This window comes from Streptomyces sp. AP-93, assembly GCF_022808175.1.
Lineage (GTDB): Bacteria > Actinomycetota > Actinomycetes > Streptomycetales > Streptomycetaceae > Streptomyces.
Map to the genome: position 1 here is coordinate 278,224 of NZ_JALGBX010000001.1, position 17,323 is coordinate 295,546.

General features: G+C 74.0%; 16 protein-coding genes. 5 read left to right on the forward strand and 11 right to left on the reverse strand.

The window, feature by feature from the left end:
- Positions 1-29: 29 nt before the first annotated feature.
- From MTF69_RS01275 to MTF69_RS01305, 7 genes are all read right to left on the reverse strand, one after another.
- Positions 30-575 carry a GNAT family N-acetyltransferase gene (locus MTF69_RS01275; RefSeq protein WP_243329758.1) on the reverse strand — a complete coding sequence of 182 codons (546 nt, stop codon included), beginning with the start codon at positions 573-575 and terminating at the stop codon, positions 30-32.
- 39 nt (positions 576-614) lie between these two features.
- Entirely contained in the window at positions 615-1,358 is a 744-nt protein-coding gene (locus MTF69_RS01280) for a TetR/AcrR family transcriptional regulator (RefSeq protein ID WP_243329759.1), read from the reverse strand.
- Positions 1,359-1,393: 35 nt separating this feature from the next.
- On the reverse strand, positions 1,394-2,443 hold the full coding sequence (locus MTF69_RS01285; RefSeq protein ID WP_243329760.1) for a PDR/VanB family oxidoreductase: 1,050 nt from the start codon (positions 2,441-2,443) through the stop codon (positions 1,394-1,396).
- Entirely contained in the window at positions 2,440-3,342 is a 903-nt protein-coding gene (locus tag MTF69_RS01290) for a metal-dependent hydrolase (RefSeq protein ID WP_243329761.1), read from the reverse strand. Before MTF69_RS01290 ends, MTF69_RS01285 begins: the two co-directional genes overlap by 4 nt.
- Before the next feature lie 52 nt (positions 3,343-3,394).
- Positions 3,395-5,323, reverse strand: a complete 1,929-nt coding sequence (locus tag MTF69_RS01295; protein ID WP_243329762.1) for a hypothetical protein — start codon at positions 5,321-5,323, stop codon at positions 3,395-3,397.
- 65 nt (positions 5,324-5,388) lie between these two features.
- Positions 5,389-6,204, reverse strand: a complete 816-nt coding sequence (locus MTF69_RS01300) for a tyrosine-protein phosphatase (RefSeq protein WP_243329764.1) — start codon at positions 6,202-6,204, stop codon at positions 5,389-5,391.
- Between the two features lie 80 nt (positions 6,205-6,284).
- On the reverse strand, positions 6,285-6,917 hold the full coding sequence (locus MTF69_RS01305) for a rhomboid-like protein (RefSeq protein ID WP_243329766.1): 633 nt from the start codon (positions 6,915-6,917) through the stop codon (positions 6,285-6,287).
- A 66-nt stretch (positions 6,918-6,983) separates the two neighbouring features.
- Here MTF69_RS01305 and MTF69_RS01310 point away from each other — a divergent pair, with 66 nt between their 5' ends.
- Both MTF69_RS01310 and MTF69_RS01315 read left to right on the forward strand, forming a co-directional pair.
- Positions 6,984-7,760 (forward strand): hypothetical protein, encoded by a 777-nt coding sequence (locus tag MTF69_RS01310; RefSeq protein ID WP_243330475.1) that lies wholly within the window; start codon positions 6,984-6,986, stop codon positions 7,758-7,760.
- Positions 7,761-7,836: 76 nt separating this feature from the next.
- Positions 7,837-9,333, forward strand: coding sequence for a PepSY domain-containing protein (locus MTF69_RS01315; RefSeq protein ID WP_243329768.1), 1,497 nt, complete (start codon positions 7,837-7,839; stop codon positions 9,331-9,333).
- A 52-nt stretch (positions 9,334-9,385) separates the two neighbouring features.
- Here MTF69_RS01315 and MTF69_RS01320 read toward each other — a convergent pair whose 3' ends face one another.
- The 3 genes from MTF69_RS01320 to glnII form a co-directional block, all read right to left on the reverse strand.
- A complete protein-coding gene (locus MTF69_RS01320) occupies positions 9,386-11,188 on the reverse strand; it encodes a serine/threonine-protein kinase (protein WP_243329770.1) in 1,803 nt (600 codons plus the stop codon).
- Positions 11,189-11,342: 154 nt separating this feature from the next.
- Positions 11,343-11,957, reverse strand: coding sequence for a winged helix-turn-helix domain-containing protein (locus MTF69_RS01325; protein WP_243329772.1), 615 nt, complete (start codon positions 11,955-11,957; stop codon positions 11,343-11,345).
- Between the two features lie 529 nt (positions 11,958-12,486).
- On the reverse strand, positions 12,487-13,506 hold the full coding sequence (gene glnII, locus MTF69_RS01330; protein WP_243329774.1) for a glutamine synthetase: 1,020 nt from the start codon (positions 13,504-13,506) through the stop codon (positions 12,487-12,489).
- 278 nt (positions 13,507-13,784) lie between these two features.
- Between glnII and MTF69_RS01335 the strand changes: the two genes are divergently transcribed.
- Positions 13,785-14,714 (forward strand): Gfo/Idh/MocA family protein, encoded by a 930-nt coding sequence (locus MTF69_RS01335; RefSeq protein ID WP_243330429.1) that lies wholly within the window; start codon positions 13,785-13,787, stop codon positions 14,712-14,714.
- Between the two features lie 74 nt (positions 14,715-14,788).
- On the opposite strand, the gene MTF69_RS01340 is transcribed toward MTF69_RS01335, so the two are convergent.
- Complete coding sequence (locus MTF69_RS01340) at positions 14,789-15,415, reverse strand: hypothetical protein (RefSeq protein WP_243329776.1); 627 nt, start codon at positions 15,413-15,415, stop codon at positions 14,789-14,791.
- A gap of 209 nt (positions 15,416-15,624) precedes the next feature.
- Between MTF69_RS01340 and MTF69_RS01345 the strand changes: the two genes are divergently transcribed.
- The gene (locus tag MTF69_RS01345; RefSeq protein WP_243329779.1) at positions 15,625-16,332 is read left to right on the forward strand and encodes an NADPH-dependent F420 reductase; all 708 of its coding nucleotides are present in this window, start codon (positions 15,625-15,627) and stop codon (positions 16,330-16,332) included.
- Positions 16,329-17,255, forward strand: coding sequence for a 2-dehydropantoate 2-reductase (locus MTF69_RS01350; protein WP_243329780.1), 927 nt, complete (start codon positions 16,329-16,331; stop codon positions 17,253-17,255). Before MTF69_RS01345 ends, MTF69_RS01350 begins: the two co-directional genes overlap by 4 nt.
- Positions 17,256-17,323 lie beyond the last annotated feature (68 nt).

A 17,323-nucleotide genomic window follows, 5' to 3' on the forward strand; every position in this document is an offset into this window, starting at 1 on the left:
GGGGGTGACCCGTCAGGCGCGGCCGCGGATCAGGCCGAGTTGACCAGAGTGAGCTGGTCCAGCCGCTTCTCCAGCAGGATCACCCCGTACACCCGCCCGTCCTTGCCCTCCTTGTGGGGGAACTCCCCGACCACCCGGTAGCCCGCGGACTGGTAGTACGCGAGCAGCCGGGGGTTCGTGGAGACGCAGTCCAGCCGCGCCCGCTCGCGGCCGGTCCTGGCGATGCGCCGCTCGGAGTGTTCGAGCAGCCGCCGGCCGGCCCCGGCGGGCGCGGCTTCGCGTTCGACCATGAGCCGGTGCACGTAGCCGGCCACGGGCGGCTGGATGCCCCAGGCGTCCTCGTCGGACCACCACAGCTCGTACGCCCCGACGGCGTGCCCGTTGCCGTCCGAGGCGATCCACACCTCGCCCTCGCGCATGACCGCCCGGAAGTGCGCGGCGTCCTTGTCGCCGGGCTTCCACTGCTCGATCCCGTGCGCGGCCATCCAGCGGGCGGCCTGGTCGTACAGCGCCACCAGCGTGCCGGCGTCCTTCTCCTCGGCCTGCCGGAACACGATCCCGTCGTCAATGATCACGCGGGCATTATTGCGTGCTATTCGATCAAGGACGGTCCATCAACGCGGACCGGGCACCGAGGGGCCGGATCCCGTGGGGCCGGGTCCCGTGGGGACGAGGGCCACCAGCCGCCCCACCAGTTCCCCGAACGGCCCGTCGGCCGGCTCGTCCACCAGGATCCGTACGAGGATGCCCGCCATCTCCGCGTCGTAGGCGGCGCTCACCGCGGCCAGCGCCGCGAAATCGTGCACCAGCTGCAACTCCAGCTCGGCGCGCGGGATCCGCCGGCCGTCCAGCCAGATCAGCGCCGTCGACTCGGCCAGCGACACCCACGAGCGCACCACGAGCTCCAGGCGGGCGGGCGGAGCCTTCAGGTCGACGCCCAGGTGCGAGAGGATCTGCTCGTACGCCGCCTGGCGGACCTCGTCGATCATCGCGTTGGCCCGGCTGCTGCCGACCGCGGGACCGCCCCGCATCAGCGCCGAGAAACCGGGCCCGTGCTCGTCGACGAAGGCGAAGAACCGCCCCATCACCCGGAGCAACCGCGCCCCGAGCGGCCCCTCCTGCGGCTCGACGAAGCGCAGCGCGAGCTCGTCGGCCGCCCGCCGCAGCGCAGCCTCGTAGAGGCTCAGCTTGCCGGGAAAGTAGTGGTAGACGAGCGGCCGCGATATCCCCGCGGCCGCCGCGATCTCGTCGATGGACACATCGTCGGGCGACCGGTGGCTGAACAGCTCCAGCGCCACCCCGATCAGCTGCTGCCGCCGCTCCTCGACACCCATCCTGCGCCGCACCCCGGTTGTCATGCGGACACCCTACTGCGCACCCCCGCAGGGGCCCCCTACAGGTCCAGGACCAGGCGGTCCGAGGCCGCGCGGGAGACGCACAGCAGCATGGAGTCCTCGCGTTCGCCGTCGGTGAGGAGCGTGTCGCGGTGGTCGATGTCCCCCGCCAGGACCCGGTGTTGGCAGGTGCCGCAGAAGCCCTGCTCGCAGGAGTACGGGGTGTTGGGGAGCTCCCGCCGGACGGCGGTCAGGGCGGATTCCGTCGCCGCCACCTCCACGACCCGGCCCGATCGGCGCAGTTCCACCGTGAAGGGCTTCGCGTCCCCGCCCGCGGCCGCCGGGGCGAACCGCTCCAAGTGGACCGGGGTGCCCGCCGGCGCGGCCGCTTCGACCGCGGCCATCAGGGGGCCCGGGCCGCAGCAGTAGACCGGGGTCTGCGGGCCGAGCGCGCCGAGCACGCTCAGGTCGGGGAGGCCCGCCTCGTCCTCGGGGACGACCGTGACCCGGTCCCCGTACCGGGCGAGTTCGGCCAGGAAGGGCATCGAGGCCCGCGAGCGGCCCCCGTAGAGCAGGGTCCAGTCCGCGCCGGCCGCCGTCGCCGCCCGGAGCATCGGGAGGACCGGGGTGATGCCGATCCCGCCCGCGACGAAGGCGTAGGACGGCGCCGGGACGAGGGGGAAGCGGTTGCGGGGCGGGCGGACCGGGAGTTCCGCACCCTCCACCAGCTGGGCGTGCGCCTCGCGCGAGCCGCCGCGGCCGTCCTCCACGAGCCGGACCGCGATCGTGTAGCGGCCCCGGTCGGCGGGGTCGCCGCACAGGGAGTACTGGCGGACCAGCCCCGACGGGAGCTGCACGTCCAGGTGCGCACCGGGGGCCCACTCCGGGAGTTCCGCCGATTCCAGCGTCAGGGACAGCACCCCGTCCGCCGGCTCCGCACGGGAGACGATCAGCGCCGGGATCCACCGGCGCGCCGAGTACCCCGAGACCGGGGTCTCCAGCGCGGGCAGCGGCCACAGCGGCGATCCGGAGTCGATGCGCCGGCCGATCGCCCGCTTCGCCAGCCACGCGGCGCCCGCGAGCGCGGTCACCGTGAGGGCGCGCCTCATCGGTGGCCACCGCCGTTCGCGCCGGGGGAGGAGGCCAGGTAGGCGACGGCCTGCGCCGTGGAGCCCTCCTGCGAGGGGTGGTAGGTGCGCGAGAGGTACGTCGGGATCGACTTCAGCATCGCGCCCGTGGACGGCAGGGTCCCCTTGCGGCCCGAGCGGTAGAACTGGCGCACCGACGCCCTGGACCCGGGCGGGAGTCCGGGATCGTGTTCCATGAAGTAGCGCGATCCGCGCTGCCACAGGAAGACCAGCGCCGTGAAGGCGGTGGCCCAGGTGCGCGCCCGGCGGCGGTAGTTGCCGTCCAGGTGCATGAACAGGTCGAAGGCCACCGACCGGTGCTCGACCTCCTCCGCACCGTGCCAGCGCAGCAGGTCCAGCATCACCGGGTCCGCGCCGCGCCGGTCCAGCTCGTCGGCGTTGAGCACCCAGTTGCCCAGGAACGCCGTGTAGTGCTCGATCGCGGCGATCATCGCCACGCGCTCCATCAGCCACCACTTGCGGGCCGCGCCCGGCGGCAGGGTCCGGTCGCCGAGCAGCTTCTCGAAGAGCCAGTCGATCTGCGCCGTGTAGGGCGTCGGGTCCAGACCCAGCCGCTTGAGGTGGGGGAGCACGTCGTCGTGCGCGCTCGCGTGCATGGCCTCCTGGCCGATGAACCCGACGACGTCCTCGCGCAGCCGCTCGTCCGTGATGTACGGGAGCACCTGCTTGTAGACGTGCACGAACCAGCGCTCGCCCGCCGGGAGCAGCAGGTGCAGCACGTTGATGGTGTGGTTGGCGAAGGGGTCGCCGGGCAGCCAGTGGAGCGGGGTGTCCTCCCAGGAGAAGGACACGTTGCGGGCCTTGAGATCTATGTGTTCCGACGCCACGGGGGCGGGCGACGCGGGCGGCGTATTAGACATGGCGTCAATGTACTGATGGGTAAGAGGGAGGGAAACCCCTCTGCGGCGACTTCTAGCGCAGTACTCCCGCCTTCGAACCGTCCGTGAGCTTGCCCGTCAGCTCCACCTGCGCCCCCGCCGGAGCCTTCACCGCCAGCCGGTTGCCCACCGCGACCCCGCTCACCTGGCCGCCGCCCACCGTCAGCGAAGCGAACTGCGCGCTGCCCGCGGCCAGTACGTACCACTGCCCGGCCTTCGACTTCCACAGCACCCCGGCCAGCACCCGCGGCTCCCGCGGCCCGCACGCCGGCGAACCCTCGGCCTTCGCCGCCTGCGCCGCCAGCGGCGCACCCGGGGCCAGGAACTGCGCCTGCACCCGGTCCGCCGTGCCCTGCCAGGTCTCCGCCCGGGTGCACAGCCAGGTCGCCGTGCCGTCGCCCTCGGGCAGCGGCTGCTTCGCGTACGTCCACGCGTTGACCGTGCGCACCCCGTGCGAGCGCACCGAAGGCAGCAGGCACGCGATCCGCGACCAGTCGCCCAGCTCCGCGCCCTCCGTCACGTTCCGCTCGGCGCCCGGCGCCCCCGAGGTCAGCCGGGCCGGGGTCAGCTCGCCCAGGTCGGTGATCAGCCGGGTCGAGCCGTCACCGGTCATCGCCAGGGCGTTCCAGCTCGTACAGGTGCCGTCCGGGGCGGGACTCGGCACCGGCGGAGTGACCCCCTCCGGCGTCAGCTCCAGTCCCGTCGGGGCGTCCGCCGGCTTCAGCAGGTCCCGCCGCGTCGCGCCCGTCACCCACGGCGCCGCCAGATAGCGGACGTTGCCGTCGACCCGGCTGAGCACCAGGGCCGCCGCCGTGTCCGCCGAGGCGCCGTCGGTCCGGGCGAAGTCCAGGGCGGCGATGTCGGTGCCGGAGCGCGGTTCGGCGTACCGCACCACGCGCAGGCCGTCGTAGAGCAGGACCACGACGGCCTGGTCCACGGTCCCGGCGAACAGCAGCTGCGGGGGCCCCATCGGCGGCCCGGACGGGGTGCCGGGGGTGGCCGAGACCACGACCGAGCGGCCCGGCCGGGCCCAGACGGCCAGCGCCCGCCGCAGCAGCGCGGCATCGTCGACGCGGTCCCCGCGCGCGGGCCAGCCGGAGTAGTCGGTCCGCGAGGAGGTGCCCCAGACGGTGGGCGCGACCCGGACCAGCTGCCCGGGATCCAGGGCCTGCTCCGCCGCCGCGTTCCTCGCGTAGAGGGGGGCGGCGGCCCCGTCGGCCCCCCACCCGCCGCCGGGCAGCGCGAGCAGCACCCCGCACACGGCCAGGGCGACCCCGGCGGCGATCCCGCCCCGCACGAGCCGGCGGCGGCGCAGCAGGTCGGTGGGCCGGGCCTGCAGCACACAGGGGTCGAACTCGGGGGAGGCGAACAGCTCGTCGGTCGACGGATCCCCCGACTCCGCTACGGCGGCGGCCGGGTTGGCCACCCCCGCCTCGGTCAGCACCCGCAGCACCTCCGGCTCGGGCAGCCGCTCCAGCGCCCGCAGGACGCACGCGGCCCGGCCCGGCCCGTCGAGTGTGGCCAGCCACTGGTCGAGCGCCAGCTCCTCGGCCCCGCCCGAGCGCGGGAACAGCCGCAGCCCCCACACCTGGGGCAGCAGCGGCGGCAGTTGGGCCCGCCGGGGCAGCGCGCGGAACGTCACCGGGATCCCGGCTTCCAGGGCGGACCGCAGCACGCGCAGCCGCACGTACGCGTACCCGGACTCGGCCCCCGCGCCGCCCCGCTGCCCCGGAACCCCGCCCTGCACCGCCGCCTGCGCGGCGGCCGCGCCGTCCCGCCGCCCGCGCGGCAGGGCGCGCTGGGCCAGCGAGTGGGCGGTGAGCACCCGCCGATTGCGGCCGAGGGCGGGCGGCAGCACGAGATAGGCCAGCCGCACCAGCCGTGGGTAGTGCTCGACGATGGCGGCCTCGGCCTGCTCGACATCGGGCGGGAGGGGGCGGGTGGCGGTATCCGGCGCAGTCACGTTCAGCAGAACGAGCGAATGGTCGGATGGTCACCCGGTCCCAGCGCGCGCGTTCGGACCAATTCCTACGCGATCAGGCGGGCGCGCAGCGCCTCGACCGTTTCGTCGGGGACGCCGAGGCCCTCGCGCACGTACTTCTCCATCGAGCCGTAGCGCGTGTTCACCTCGTCCAGCGCGGCCTCCAGGTAGGAGGGGAAGACGCCGATCAGCGCCAGCGCGATGTCCGGGTCACCGCCGGCCGCGGTGAAGCCCTCGATCATCGGGGCGAAGGCGATCCGCACCGCCGGATTGACCGACAGGTACTCGCTTATCAGCGTCTCGTCGTCGGCGCCGAGCAGCGACAGGACCACGGTCGCGCCCCAGCCCGTACGGTCCTTGCCCGCCGTGCAGTGGAAGAGCACCGGTCCGGACTGCGGGTCGGCGAGCTCGGTGAGCAGCAGCCGGTACGCGGCCTGCGCCGAGGCGGAGCTCACCAGCGAGCGGTAGATGCCGGCGAACAGGGCCTGTGCCTTGCCGCCGCCCAGGTGCTCCTCGGCGACCACCGGGTCGGACAGGAGGTCCTTGAGCTGGGCGGCGGGGATCTTCCCCGGGCCGCCGTTGCCCGGGCTGTCGGCGGACATCTTGTCGGCCAGGGCGTCGGCTATGAGCAGCCGGGCGCCGGCCGGTATGCGGTCGGGGTGGTCGCCGCGCTCGGCGCCGGAACGGAAATCGATGACGGTCCCGATGCCCAGCGCGGCCACCGCCCGGTCGACGTCGAGGTCGAGCCGGTCGAGCTGGCCGGAGCGCAGCGCCAGGCCCGGGCGGACGCGGCGGCCGTCGGCGAGCGCGGTGCCGCCGAGGTCCCGGAGGTTGGCGACGGTCGTGGCGGGGGTGGCGGTCATCGTGGCGGCTCCAACGTGATCAGAGAAATGTGATCAGAGAAACGTGATCAGAGAATCGAATGATCCGAGACATGGACGGATCAGGACGAAGCGCGCTGGGTGACGCGTGTCATCCTGATGATTTTCGGAGATTTCGCTCCGGAAAGGTAATCGGCGGCCAGCGAGACCCCGAGGCCGAGCCCCAGGGCCACCAGGTGCCCGGCGTCCGTGAAGGTCCGCTCCCGCCGCAGCACCGGCCGGACGGCGAGTGCCAGCAGACCGACCCGGGCGGTGGTGCGCACCGGCCCGCGCGGGAGCGCCGAGGTCAGCGCCCCGAGCACGGTGTTGAACCCGTAGCTGGTGCCCACGTCCACCGCCCGCCGGGTCCGGGGGCCGGCCGTCCGGCGGAGCACCCCGTAGACCAGAAGGGTGGCCGTGACGTGCCCGAACAGGAAGGCCGCCGCCGTCCACCAGGCCCCGTAGGCGTACTCGGCGTACCCGAGGACGGCCGCCAGCAGGAGCGCGTACGGCAGCGGCATCGGCTCCTCGACGAGGAAGGCACTGGCCGGCAAGGTCTCCCAGCGGCCGGCGTCCAGGTTGTCGGCGTTGGTGGAGCAGCGGCGCAGCAGCCGCTCCCGCACCGCCGGATCCAGCCGCTCCAGGGCGTGCGCCCCGAGCTGGACCGTGCCCGCGTACACCGCGCTCAACGGGACCGTCAACGGCAGGGGGCTCATCGGACCATGATCGGCCACGGGGGTGCCGTTCGGCGAGGCGGGGGGCCGTGGCAACATTCCCAGGTCATGTCACACAGCCCCGCGCCGATGCGCGCCACGCGGGCCGCGGTATTCGCGGCGGTGGCCGTCGCACTGGGTGCGGTGGGGCATTCGTACATGTCCGGTACGGACCTTCCGGCACTGGTGCTTCTGTCCGCATTCGGGCTGATCGGAGGGCTCGCCTGGCTCTCCGCCGGGCGCCGGCGCGGACCACTTTCCATCGCCGCGGCGCTGCTCGCCGTACAGGCGGTCCTGCACTTCCTCTTCTCCGCCTCGGCCGGCGGCAGCCATCAGGCGGGTGCGGGTGCGAGTGCGGGCATGGGCGCGGGCGCGGGTGCCGGTGCGGATGCCGGTAGGGAGGGCGCGGCCGCCGACGCGGTGCACGGCATGCACTCCATGGACGGCATCGACGGCATGAGCGGCATGGACGGCATGGCCGGCATGGCCGGGATGGGTGAGATGGCCGCCGGTCACGCCCATGACGGGCTCGGCATGGTCGCCGCGCACGTCCTCGCCGGGCTGTTCTGCGCGCTCTGGCTGGCCTGGGGCGAGGCAGCCGTCTTCCGGCTCGCCGCCGCCCTCGCGGCCGGGGCCCTGCTCGCCGCCCGGCCGCTCTCCCGGGTCCTCGCCCTGCTCCGGGCGCGCGGGATCCCCGTACCCCCGGCGCGGGCGTTCCGGCCCGCCGGGTACGAGCGGCCGCGCACCCTGCGCGGGGCCGTGCACGCGCACACCGCCGAGCGGCGCGGGCCGCCCGCGCGCGGACGGATCCGTATCACGGCCCCCGGCCGTCCCGCCCGCGCCTGACCGAACGGCGCACCCCTGGAGAGGGGGCGAGACCTGGGGCCGCTCACCCATGTCTTCGCCAACACCTAGGACACCCATGTCTCTCGACGAGGTCGGGGAACTCCGCGCAGCGGACCCCGATGCACCCGACGCACCCGAAACCCCCGTGGCCGCGGCCGAGCCCGCCCCCGCTCGCACGCCCGGCACCTGGGCCGCCCTGCGGCCGCTGCTCCTGCGCCTGCACTTCTACGCCGGGGTGCTGATCGCCCCGCTCCTGCTCGTCGCCGCCACCACCGGGCTGCTCTACGCAGGTTCCTGGCAGGCCGAGAAGATCCTCTACGCCGACCAGCTGACGGTCGACCGCGTCGGCGCGAGCGCGCAGCCGCTCAGCGCCCAGGTCGGCGCGGCCACGAACGCCGCCCCCCAGGGCACGGTGACGGCCGTCTGGCCCGCGCCCGAGGCGGATGCCACCACCCGGGTGATCATGGAGAGCCCGGGACTCGCCGAGGGCGAGACCCTCACCGTGTTCGTCGATCCGTATACGGCCGAGGTCCGCGGGAAGCTCACCACCGTCGGGGACGCGCTGCCGTTGCGGGCCTGGCTGAGCGAGTTCCACGCCAGCCTGCACCTCGGGGAGTTCGGCCGGAACTACAGCGAGCTCGCCGCGAGCTGGCTGTGGGTGGTCGCGCTGGGCGGGCTCGCGCTGTGGATCGGCCGCAAGCGTGCCCGTAAGGCCGCCCTCGTCGTGCCGGACCGCACGGCGACGGGCCGCCGCAAGACCCTGTCCTGGCACGGCTCCGTCGGCGTCTGGATCGTGCTCGGCCTCGTCGGCCTCTCCGCCACCGGCCTGACCTGGTCGCGGTACGCCGGCGAGAACATCGGCGAACTCAAGGACGGCCTCGGCGGGGGCACCCCGGCCGTGGCCGCCAAGCTCCCCGGAGCCCCGGCCGCCGACGCGGGCGGCGAGCACGCCGGGCACGGCGCGGCCGGCGGAACCCCGGAGGCGATGCCCGCCCCGGCGGCGCCGGTCGATGTCATCGGCATCGACGGAGCGGTGGCGGCGGCCCGGTCCGCCGGGGTCACCGAGTCGCTGCGGATCACCCTGCCCGCCCAGGGCAAGGGGTACGTGGTCAAGGAGCAGGACAAGCAGGTGCCGGTGCACCTGGACGCGGTCGCCGTGGACCCCGCCGACGGCCGGGTCATGGACGAACTCCGCTTCGCCGACCACCCGCTGCTCGCCCAGCTGACCCGCTTCGGCATCGACCTGCACATGGGGCTCACCTTCGGGCTCGCCAACCAGCTGGCCCTGGCCGCGCTGGCGGTCCTGGTGATGTTCATGGTCGTCTGGGGCTACCGCATGTGGTGGCTGCGCCGCCCGACCAAGGAGCGCACGCTCTCGGCCGGCCGCCCCCAGCCGCGCGGCGCGTGGCGGAAGCTGCCGGTGACGGTGCTGCTCCCGCTGGCCGCGGCGACGGCGGTCGTGGGCTGGTTCCTGCCGATGCTGGGCATCAGCCTGCTGGTGTTCCTGGCGGGGGACCTGGTGCTGGGCTTCGTCGCGTCGAGGCGCGGGGCCGGGGCCGGCGCCGAGGTCTAGATCGCCGTCCGTGGGCCCGGGCCTCCTCCTGAGGAGCCCGGGCCCCACGGCGTCAGCCGATCTTCCAGAGGGTGAGTGCGGTGACGTAGTCGGGCACAGGGCGGAAGCCCCCCTTGTGGGGCACCACCTCGGTGATGCGGAGCATCGCCAGGTTCCCGTCGCTGGTTACCGTGCACAGCACGGTGCCCTTCGTGAGCTCCTTGCCCTGCTCGAGCTGGTCACTTGTCAGCTTGGAGGCCAGGGCGTTGGTGGCGACGGCGTCTTTGCACTCCTCCGGGGTGCTGCCCGTGCTCTTGCCCGTGGCCGTCTGGAAGACCAGGCCCGCGTCGCTCCAGTCGTGGTAGGTGAGCTCTATGTCCCGGTCCTCGCCGATCTCCCCGTTGGGAACGACCTTCGGAGCGTCCAGGTCGACGTGGGTTCCGGTGCTGGAGGAGGGCGCGCGCAGGGTCAGGGGCTTCTCCTGGAAGACCACCGTGTACGCGGCCTTCGGCGCGGAGGAGGCCGAGGGCGAGGGCTTCGGCGCGGACGAGGCCTTGGCCGGGTCCGGGGCTCCGGACCCGGGCGCGGCCGGGGTCTCCTGCCGGGCGGCGGGCGCCTTCGCGTCGTCCTTGGAGTCGTTCCCGTCCAGCAGCCAGACCGTGCCGGCTCCCGCGGCGACGGCCAGGGCGAGGCAGGCGGCGACGAGCCCGCCGCGGAACCCCTTCGGGGCCGGAGCGGGGCCCGGAGCCGTACTCGGCGCGGGCGCCGGATGGTTCGGCTGCGGCGGCCCCGGGGGCCGGGGCGGTGCGAACGCCGTGTCCGCGGCGTGCAACCCGCCGAAGGCGCCGGACGTCCCGGTCCACGTCCCGGTCCCCGTACCGGCCGGACCGAACCCGCCCGCAGGCGCCGCGCCCGCAGCAGCAGCCGCGCCCGAGTCCGCCACGGTCGCCGCAGGCGGATTCTCCGCGGCCCGCACCCGGCGGGCGATCTCCTGCCCGACCGGAACCGGGAGCCAGCCGTCGAAATCGTTCAGCGGCCGCCCGGCGGACAGCTCGCACAGCGCGGCGAGCTCGTCCGTGCCGATCCGCTCCGCCGGGTCCGCCGTCAGGCAGCGCTCCAGCAGGTGCCGCAGCCCGTCCGGGTAGCCGCTCAGGTCCGGAGGCAGCCGGTCGGTGTTGGCGATCCGCACACCGATGGCCGTGGCCCCGCCCTCGCCGTAGGGATGCCGCCCGGTGGCCGCGACCGCGGCGATGAGCCCGACCGCGAACAAGTCGCTCGCGGTGGTGACCTCGGCGCCCAGCGCGTGTTCGGGGGACATGTACTGCGGGGTGCCGATGACCCCGCCGGTACGGGTGAGCTGCGTGCTGTCGGCGGCCCGGGCGATCCCGAAGTCGATGACGTACGGCCCGGCCGCGCCGAGCAGCAGGTTGGCGGGCTTCAGGTCGCGGTGTACGACCCCTGCGGCGTGGATGGAGCCGAGGGCCCGCGCCGTGCAGCCGATCAACTGGAAGACGGCGCCCAGCGGGAGCGGACCGTAGGCGCTCAGGGTGTCGTGCAGCGACAGTCCCGGTACGAACTCCGAGGCGAGCCAGGGCGCGGCGCCCGTGGTGTCGTGGTCGAGGACCGGTACGAGGTGGTAGCCCTGCACCCGGCGCGCGGCCCGCACCTCCTGCTCGAACCGGCTGCGGAAGTCCGGGTCCTGCCCGAACTCCCGGCGGATCAGCTTCAGGGCGACCGGCTGCCCGCCGCGCGTGTGCGAGAGGTAGACGGTGCCCATGCCGCCCTCGCCGATCCGGGCGATCAGCCGGTACCCGGCGGTCTCGCGGGGGTCCTGGGGCTCAAGTGGGGCAAGTACGCTGCCGGTTCCGATGGTCACGACGGAAAAGCCTACGGCAGGAACGGGGCCTGATCAGCACGGATGTGCGAGGAAGTCCCCTTTGTGGCGGCTCGAGTTGATCAACCTGTCCACCCCACGCCCGGACGGGCCCGCACTCCCGCTCCCTCGCGTGAGCACGGGCCCGCCGTCCCGGTCAGGGCGCGTACTTGTACCCCACCCGGCGTACGGTCTGGATGGCTCCGCGGTGGGCGGCGCCCAGCTTGCGGCGCAGCCGCGCGACGTGGACGTCGACCGTGCGGCCGTCGCCGACGTGACCGTAGCCCCAGACGGTGGTCACCAGCTGGTCGCGGCTGTGCACCCGGTGCGGGTGCGCGACCAGGTGGGCCAGCAGCTCGAACTCGAGGTACGTCAGGTCCAGGACCTCGCCGTCCACCTCGGCCGTGCGCTGCGCGGGGTCGATGCGGACCAGGGGGTCGCCGGTGACGGCCGCCGCGCCGGGGGCCGGGGCGGGGGCCGGGGCGGCGGGAACGGACCGCGGGGAGAGGGCGGTCGGCGGCTGCTGATCGGCCGGTACGAGCACCAGGTAGCCGATCATCGGAGGCTGGCCCGGAAGGGTGGGCAGGGTGTGCGGGGGAGCGGGCAGCCAGGTGGTGCCGGGCGGCAGGAAGTCCGCTACGCGGGCAACGGCGCCCACCTCGTCCCGGTCCACGGCCCGCAGGCGGTGGCGCGGACTGGGCGGGAAGGCCGGGTAGGTCAGGGGAGAGGTCGCAGCGGAGGCGGCAGAAGCGAAGGAACGGGTGTTCGCCATGAGTGGTCAGCTCTTTCACGCGGAGTGGTCGGCAGGAGACGTACGTAAAGGCGTCGTCTTGTGTCGTACCGCGCAGACCGAAGGCCTCGGGGGAGGTCGGTTGGAGGTCCCGGAGGCTTTAGAGGGCCGGCGCGTTCTTCGCGCGGCAACACACCCGGTCGAAATCGTGATCCTGACGGGAAGGCCAGAACGGCTCGAGGTCGCTGCGACCGGTCGAGGTGTGCGGGTAGCTGGCCATGGCCCCATTCAAGCAGATGCGCGGGCGCCGGGGCAGACCCCGTCTCACTTGATGGAGCGGAATCCCATATTCCGTGATCATGCCATGAATGCACCATGGCAATCCCGACAAACCGTCACCCGCCCGGCCGCTTCCTCCAGTCCGTGTCCAGCGCCCGTATTGCATCGTGAGCGGATCCGTCCCACGGATCCGTCTCACGGAATCGCCGGCGGGCGCCACCGACAGCGCGGCGCCCGCCCTCCCGAGGGGGAGGGCGGGCGCCGGGGTGGTGTCAGGGGCGGCCGGCCGGGATCAGACCAGGCCGTCCTTCTCCAGGGCGGTGCAGCAGGTGTCCGTGATGAGGCGGGTCACCACGTACGGGTCCACGTTCGCGTTCGGGCGGCGGTCCTCGATGTAGCCCTTGCCGTCCTTCTCGACCTGCCACGGGATGCGGACGGAGGCGCCGCGGTCCGAGACGCCGTAGCTGTACTCGTTCCACGGGGCCGTCTCGTGCAGGCCCGTCAGGCGCTCGTCGATGCCGGCGCCGTAGTTCTTGACGTGGTCCAGCGGCTTGCTGCCCTCACCGAGGGACTCGGCCGCGGAGATGATCGCGCGGTAGTCCTCGCGCATCGCCTTCGTGGAGAAGTTGGTGTGCGCGCCCGCGCCGTTCCAGTCGCCCTTGACCGGCTTCGGGTTCAGCGTCGCGGAGACGTTGAAGTCCTCGGCGGTGCGGTAGAGCAGCCAGCGCGCGATCCACAGCTGGTCGGAGACCTCCAGCGGGCCGACGGGGCCGACCTGGAACTCCCACTGGCCGGGCATGACCTCGGCGTTGATGCCGGAGATCGCCAGGCCCGCCGCGAGGCAGTGGTCCAGGTGCTTCTCGACGATGTCGCGGCCGAAGATCTCGTCCGAGCCGACGCCGCAGTAGTAGCCGCCCTGCGCGGCCGGGAAGCCGTTGACCGGGAAGCCGAGGGGGCGGGCGCCGTCGAAGAAGGTGTACTCCTGCTCGATGCCGTAGATCGGCTCCTGAGCGGCGAACTTCTCGGCGACCGGACGCAGCAGTGCGCGGGTGTTCGACTCGTGCGGGGTCATGTCGATGTTCAGGACCTCGCACAGGACGAGGACGTTGTCGCCGCCGCGGATCGGGTCCGGGCAGGTGAACACCGGCTGCAGCACGCGGTCGGAGGCGTGGCCCTCGGCCTGGTTGGTGCTCGATCCGTCGAAGCCCCAGATCGGCAGCGCGTCGCCGTCGCCAAGGATCTTCGTCTTGGAGCGCAGCTTCGCAGTCGGCTCGGTTCCGTCGATCCAGATGTACTCAGCCTTGTAGCTCACGGGCCCCATCCTTCGGTGCGTGCTCCGGCGCAGACTCTGCGGGTGCTGCGTTGCGTCCTGCGGATCGCGTACGGCGGTTCACGTCCCTGTGGCTCGCGTACTGCGAATTCGTTCTGCGGTGTAGACCGCAGCGTGCCCGCTCGCGATTTCTCTTCCGTTGCCCGTGTGTGAACCCCGTGTTACCGAGGTTTGCGCCGCAGGTGGGCGTGGTCGAGAGGGTTGGCGCCGGGGCACCCGTCCGGGTGGGGCAGACTGGGCGGGTGAGCATTTCGTACGATTTGACGTCCGCCGGAGATGCCGCCGCACAGGCCGCTTCCGGGCCACGCCCCCGGGTCGGGCTGCTGGGCACCGGCCCCTGGGCCCGCCGCACGCACGCCCCCGCCCTCGCCGCGCACCCCGGCTCCGAATTCGCCGGAGTCTGGGGCCGGCGCCCCGAAGCCGCGGCCGAGCTGGCGCGCGAGTACGGCGTGAAGGTGTACGAAGACCCCGACGCGCTGTTCGCCGACTGCGACGCCGTGGCCTTCGCGCTCCCGCCCGACGTGCAGGCCCCGCTCGCCGTGCGCGCGGCCGCCGCCGGCTGCCATCTGCTGCTCGACAAACCCGTCGCCACGACCCCGGCCGACGCCCGCGCGGTCGCCGAGGCCGTGGCCGAGCACCGGGTCGCCTCCGTCGTCTTCCTCACCCTGCGCTTCGCCGAGCCGACCGCCGGCTGGGTGGTGGAGCAGGCGGAGCGCACGGGCTGGTTCACCGCCGCCGCACACTGGCTCGGCGCGGTCTACCCGCCCGACGGCGAGCCGAGCGCCTACGCGGACTCGCCCTGGCGCAAGGCCAAGGGCGGGCTGTGGGACGTGGGGCCGCACGCCCTGTCCGTACTCATTCCGGTCCTCGGCGACGTCACCGAGGTCAGCGCCACCCGTGGCCCCGCCGACGTGGTGCAGCTGGCCCTGCGCCACAGCTCCGGCGCGGCCAGCACCGCCGTGCTCAGCCTCAGCTCCCCGCGCGCGGCCGCCGGCGTGGGACTGGAACTGCGCGGGACCGCGGGCGTCTTCGGCCTGCCGGACTGGAGCGACGTACCGGGTGCGTTCGGGGCAGCCCTGGACGCGCTGCTCACCTCGGCCCGCACCGGGGTGCCGGACGTACGGGGGGCAGAGTTCGGGGCCCGGCTGACGGAGATCCTGGCGGAGGCGGAGAGCCAGCTGCCGGAGTGAGGCGGGCGCGGGCCCGTATGCGCTCCCGATCCGTGTTCCCGGGGGCGGCGGTCATTACTTGATGGCGGCGGTCATCACTTGATGACCGCGTTGGCCGCGATGATGGCCAGCCCGATCGTGGCATCGGCGACCCCGATGAGCAGCGCCGAGGCGAGCTTGTAGCCGACGCGGAGGGCCACGAAGGCGCCCCAGGCGAACAGCAGCGCGGTGTTCACGCCGAGCCCGACGGCCGTCACCCCGTGCGAGTCCCAGTCGGCGAGCCCGGCGACGAGCAGGAGCAGCACCGTGGGCAGGGTGGCCGCGATCATGGGCCACTCGTTCCACAGCGCCCGCCCCAGGATCCGCCACCGATGACCGGCGGAGCCGGCCTGATGGGTGCTCATGTGGTGCGAGTACCCGTGCGCGAGCCCGGCCGTGGCGGCGGTGACGAGCACCCAGCTGGCGTCGTAGAAGGGGGTGTACTCGCCGCCCTTCTGGTCGAGCGCGGCCAGCAGCCCGGACGCGAGGACGGTCCCGTACACCCCGCCGAACATCCAGTCGGCGCCGCGCCGGGGCGGGGGGAGCGGGGGGAGCGCAGGCGCCGGGAGGCCCGGCGGGGCCGGGGTCACCGGCATTACCGGCGTCACCGGCGTCACCGGCGCCCCCGGCGCCACCGGAGGCTCGCCGGGCGTGGTGGGCCTCGGGTGCTGCTGCTCGTTCACAACTGATCCTTTGGTGCGGTACGTCCCCTTTGTGCTGGCCCCACCCTACGAGGCGCGGGATGGGGCCGAGGTGAAGGCCGGTGGCGGGGGCGGTGACGGGGGCGGTGACGGCGAGGGGGCGCCGATGGCGGCGGTGACGGCGGCGGGGCGGCCTCGCCCCGGTGGCGCAGCGGCGGAATACCGTGGCTCGCGGGCGACTTGAACCCCGCATGGCAACTCTTGGACTCATCGGAAGCGGCAACATCGGAAGCACCCTCGCGCGGCTCGCCGTGGACGCGGGGCTGGACGTGGTCCTCAGCAATTCCCGGGGACCGGAGACACTGGACGCCCTGGTCGCCGAGCTCGGCCCGCGGGCCCGGGCCGCCACCCCGGCCGAAGCGGCCGCGGCCGGCGACTGGGTCGTGGCCACCATCCCGCTGGGGAACTACCGCGAGCTGCCCGCCGACGCGCTCGCGGGCAAGGTCGTCCTCGACACGCTCAACTACTACCCGCAGCGGGACGGGGTCTTCCCCGCCCTGGAGGCGGAGGAGGCCACCACCAGTGGGCTCGTCCAGGAACACCTGGCCGGGGCGCAGGTCGTCAAGGCGTTCAACAACATCTACTTCAAGCACCTGCTCTCCCTGGCCCGCCCGGCCGGCTCCCCGGACCGCTCGGCCCTGCCGATCGCGGGCGAGGACCCGGCCGCCCGCGCGTCCGCCACCCGCCTCCTGGACCTGCTCGGCTACGACGCGGTCGACGCGGGGACGCTCGCCGAGAGCTGGCGCTTCCAGCGCGACACGCCCGTCTACGTCCTCCCGTACGCCGAGGACACGGCCGGCCCGGGGGGCTTCTACGAGGCTCCGGGGGCCGTTGCCGACGCGGCGTCCGTCCGCACCGCCCTGGCGGAGGCCGTCCGGCCCGCGGGCTCGGCCGGATGAGGATCCTGACGGTCGGAGCCGGAGCCGCGGGCGGCTACTTCGGTGCGCGCCTCGCCCGGGCAGGCCGGGACGTCACCTTCCTGGTGCGCCCGCGGCGGGCCGAGGCCCTGCGGGCGCGCGGGCTGCGGGTGAGCGGGCCGGGGGAGGAGATCGCCCTCGCCCCGCGGCTCGTCACCGCCGGCGAGCTCGTGGGGACGTACGACCTCGTCCTGCTGTCCGTGAAGTCCACCTCGCTCGGAGCGGCCACCCGGGACCTCGCCCCGGCGGTCGGTCCCGGGACAGCGATTCTGCCCCTGCTCAACGCAATGGCCCACCTCGACCACCTCGCGGACCGGTTCGGGGACGCGGCGGTGCTCGGCGGGGTGGCCAAGGTGGTCACCACCCTGAACGAGCACGGCGACATCCTCCGGCTGGCCCCGCCCGCCGTGGTGCTCACCGGCGAACGCCACGGCCGTCCCTCGGCGCGGGTGGACGCCGTGCGCGAGGTGCTGGCCGGGGCGGGGATCGACACCCCCGACGTGCCCGACATCATCGGCGCCATGTGGCACAAGTGGGTCTTCATCACCACCCTGGCGGCGGTGACCTCCCTGGCACGCGGAGCCGTCGGCGAGGTCAACGCCGTGCCCGGCGGGACCGAGTTCGGCCTCGCGGTCCTCGCGGAGGCGGCCGCCGTGTCGGCCGCCGCCGGGTACCCGGTACCGGAGTCCGAGCTCGCCTTCACCGCCCGGACGCTGGCCGCGCCGGACTCGCCGCTGACCCCGTCGATGTACCGGGACCTGGTCGCCGGTCACCCGACCGAGGTCGAGCACGTGCTCGGCGACCTGTCCGCCCGGGCCCGCAGCCTCGCCGTCCCCACCCCGCTCCTCGATCTCGCCGCACTCCAACTGCGGGTGCACCAGCGGCGGGTGGCGGCGGGGGAGTAGGGCCGCGGCCTCAGGGTCTGCTCCCCCGGCCCCTTCGGGGTGGCCTCGGGGTGCGGTCAGGGTGATCA

Bases quoted from the DNA above. Each gene is read 5' to 3' on its own strand.
- MTF69_RS01280 (WP_243329759.1), bottom strand. From the start codon at position 1,358: ATGACAACCGGGGTGCGGCGCAGGATGGGTGTCGAGGAGCGGCGGCAG.
- MTF69_RS01285 (WP_243329760.1), bottom strand. From the start codon at position 2,443: ATGAGGCGCGCCCTCACGGTGACCGCGCTCGCGGGCGCCGCGTGGCTG.
- MTF69_RS01290 (WP_243329761.1), bottom strand. From the start codon at position 3,342: ATGTCTAATACGCCGCCCGCGTCGCCCGCCCCCGTGGCGTCGGAACAC.
- MTF69_RS01300 (WP_243329764.1), bottom strand. From the start codon at position 6,204: ATGACCGCCACCCCCGCCACGACCGTCGCCAACCTCCGGGACCTCGGC.
- MTF69_RS01305 (WP_243329766.1), bottom strand. From the start codon at position 6,917: ATGAGCCCCCTGCCGTTGACGGTCCCGTTGAGCGCGGTGTACGCGGGC.
- MTF69_RS01310 (WP_243330475.1), top strand. From the start codon at position 6,984: ATGTCACACAGCCCCGCGCCGATGCGCGCCACGCGGGCCGCGGTATTC.
- MTF69_RS01315 (WP_243329768.1), top strand. From the start codon at position 7,837: ATGTCTCTCGACGAGGTCGGGGAACTCCGCGCAGCGGACCCCGATGCA.
- MTF69_RS01325 (WP_243329772.1), bottom strand. From the start codon at position 11,957: ATGGCGAACACCCGTTCCTTCGCTTCTGCCGCCTCCGCTGCGACCTCT.
- MTF69_RS01345 (WP_243329779.1), top strand. From the start codon at position 15,625: ATGGCAACTCTTGGACTCATCGGAAGCGGCAACATCGGAAGCACCCTC.
- MTF69_RS01350 (WP_243329780.1), top strand. From the start codon at position 16,329: ATGAGGATCCTGACGGTCGGAGCCGGAGCCGCGGGCGGCTACTTCGGT.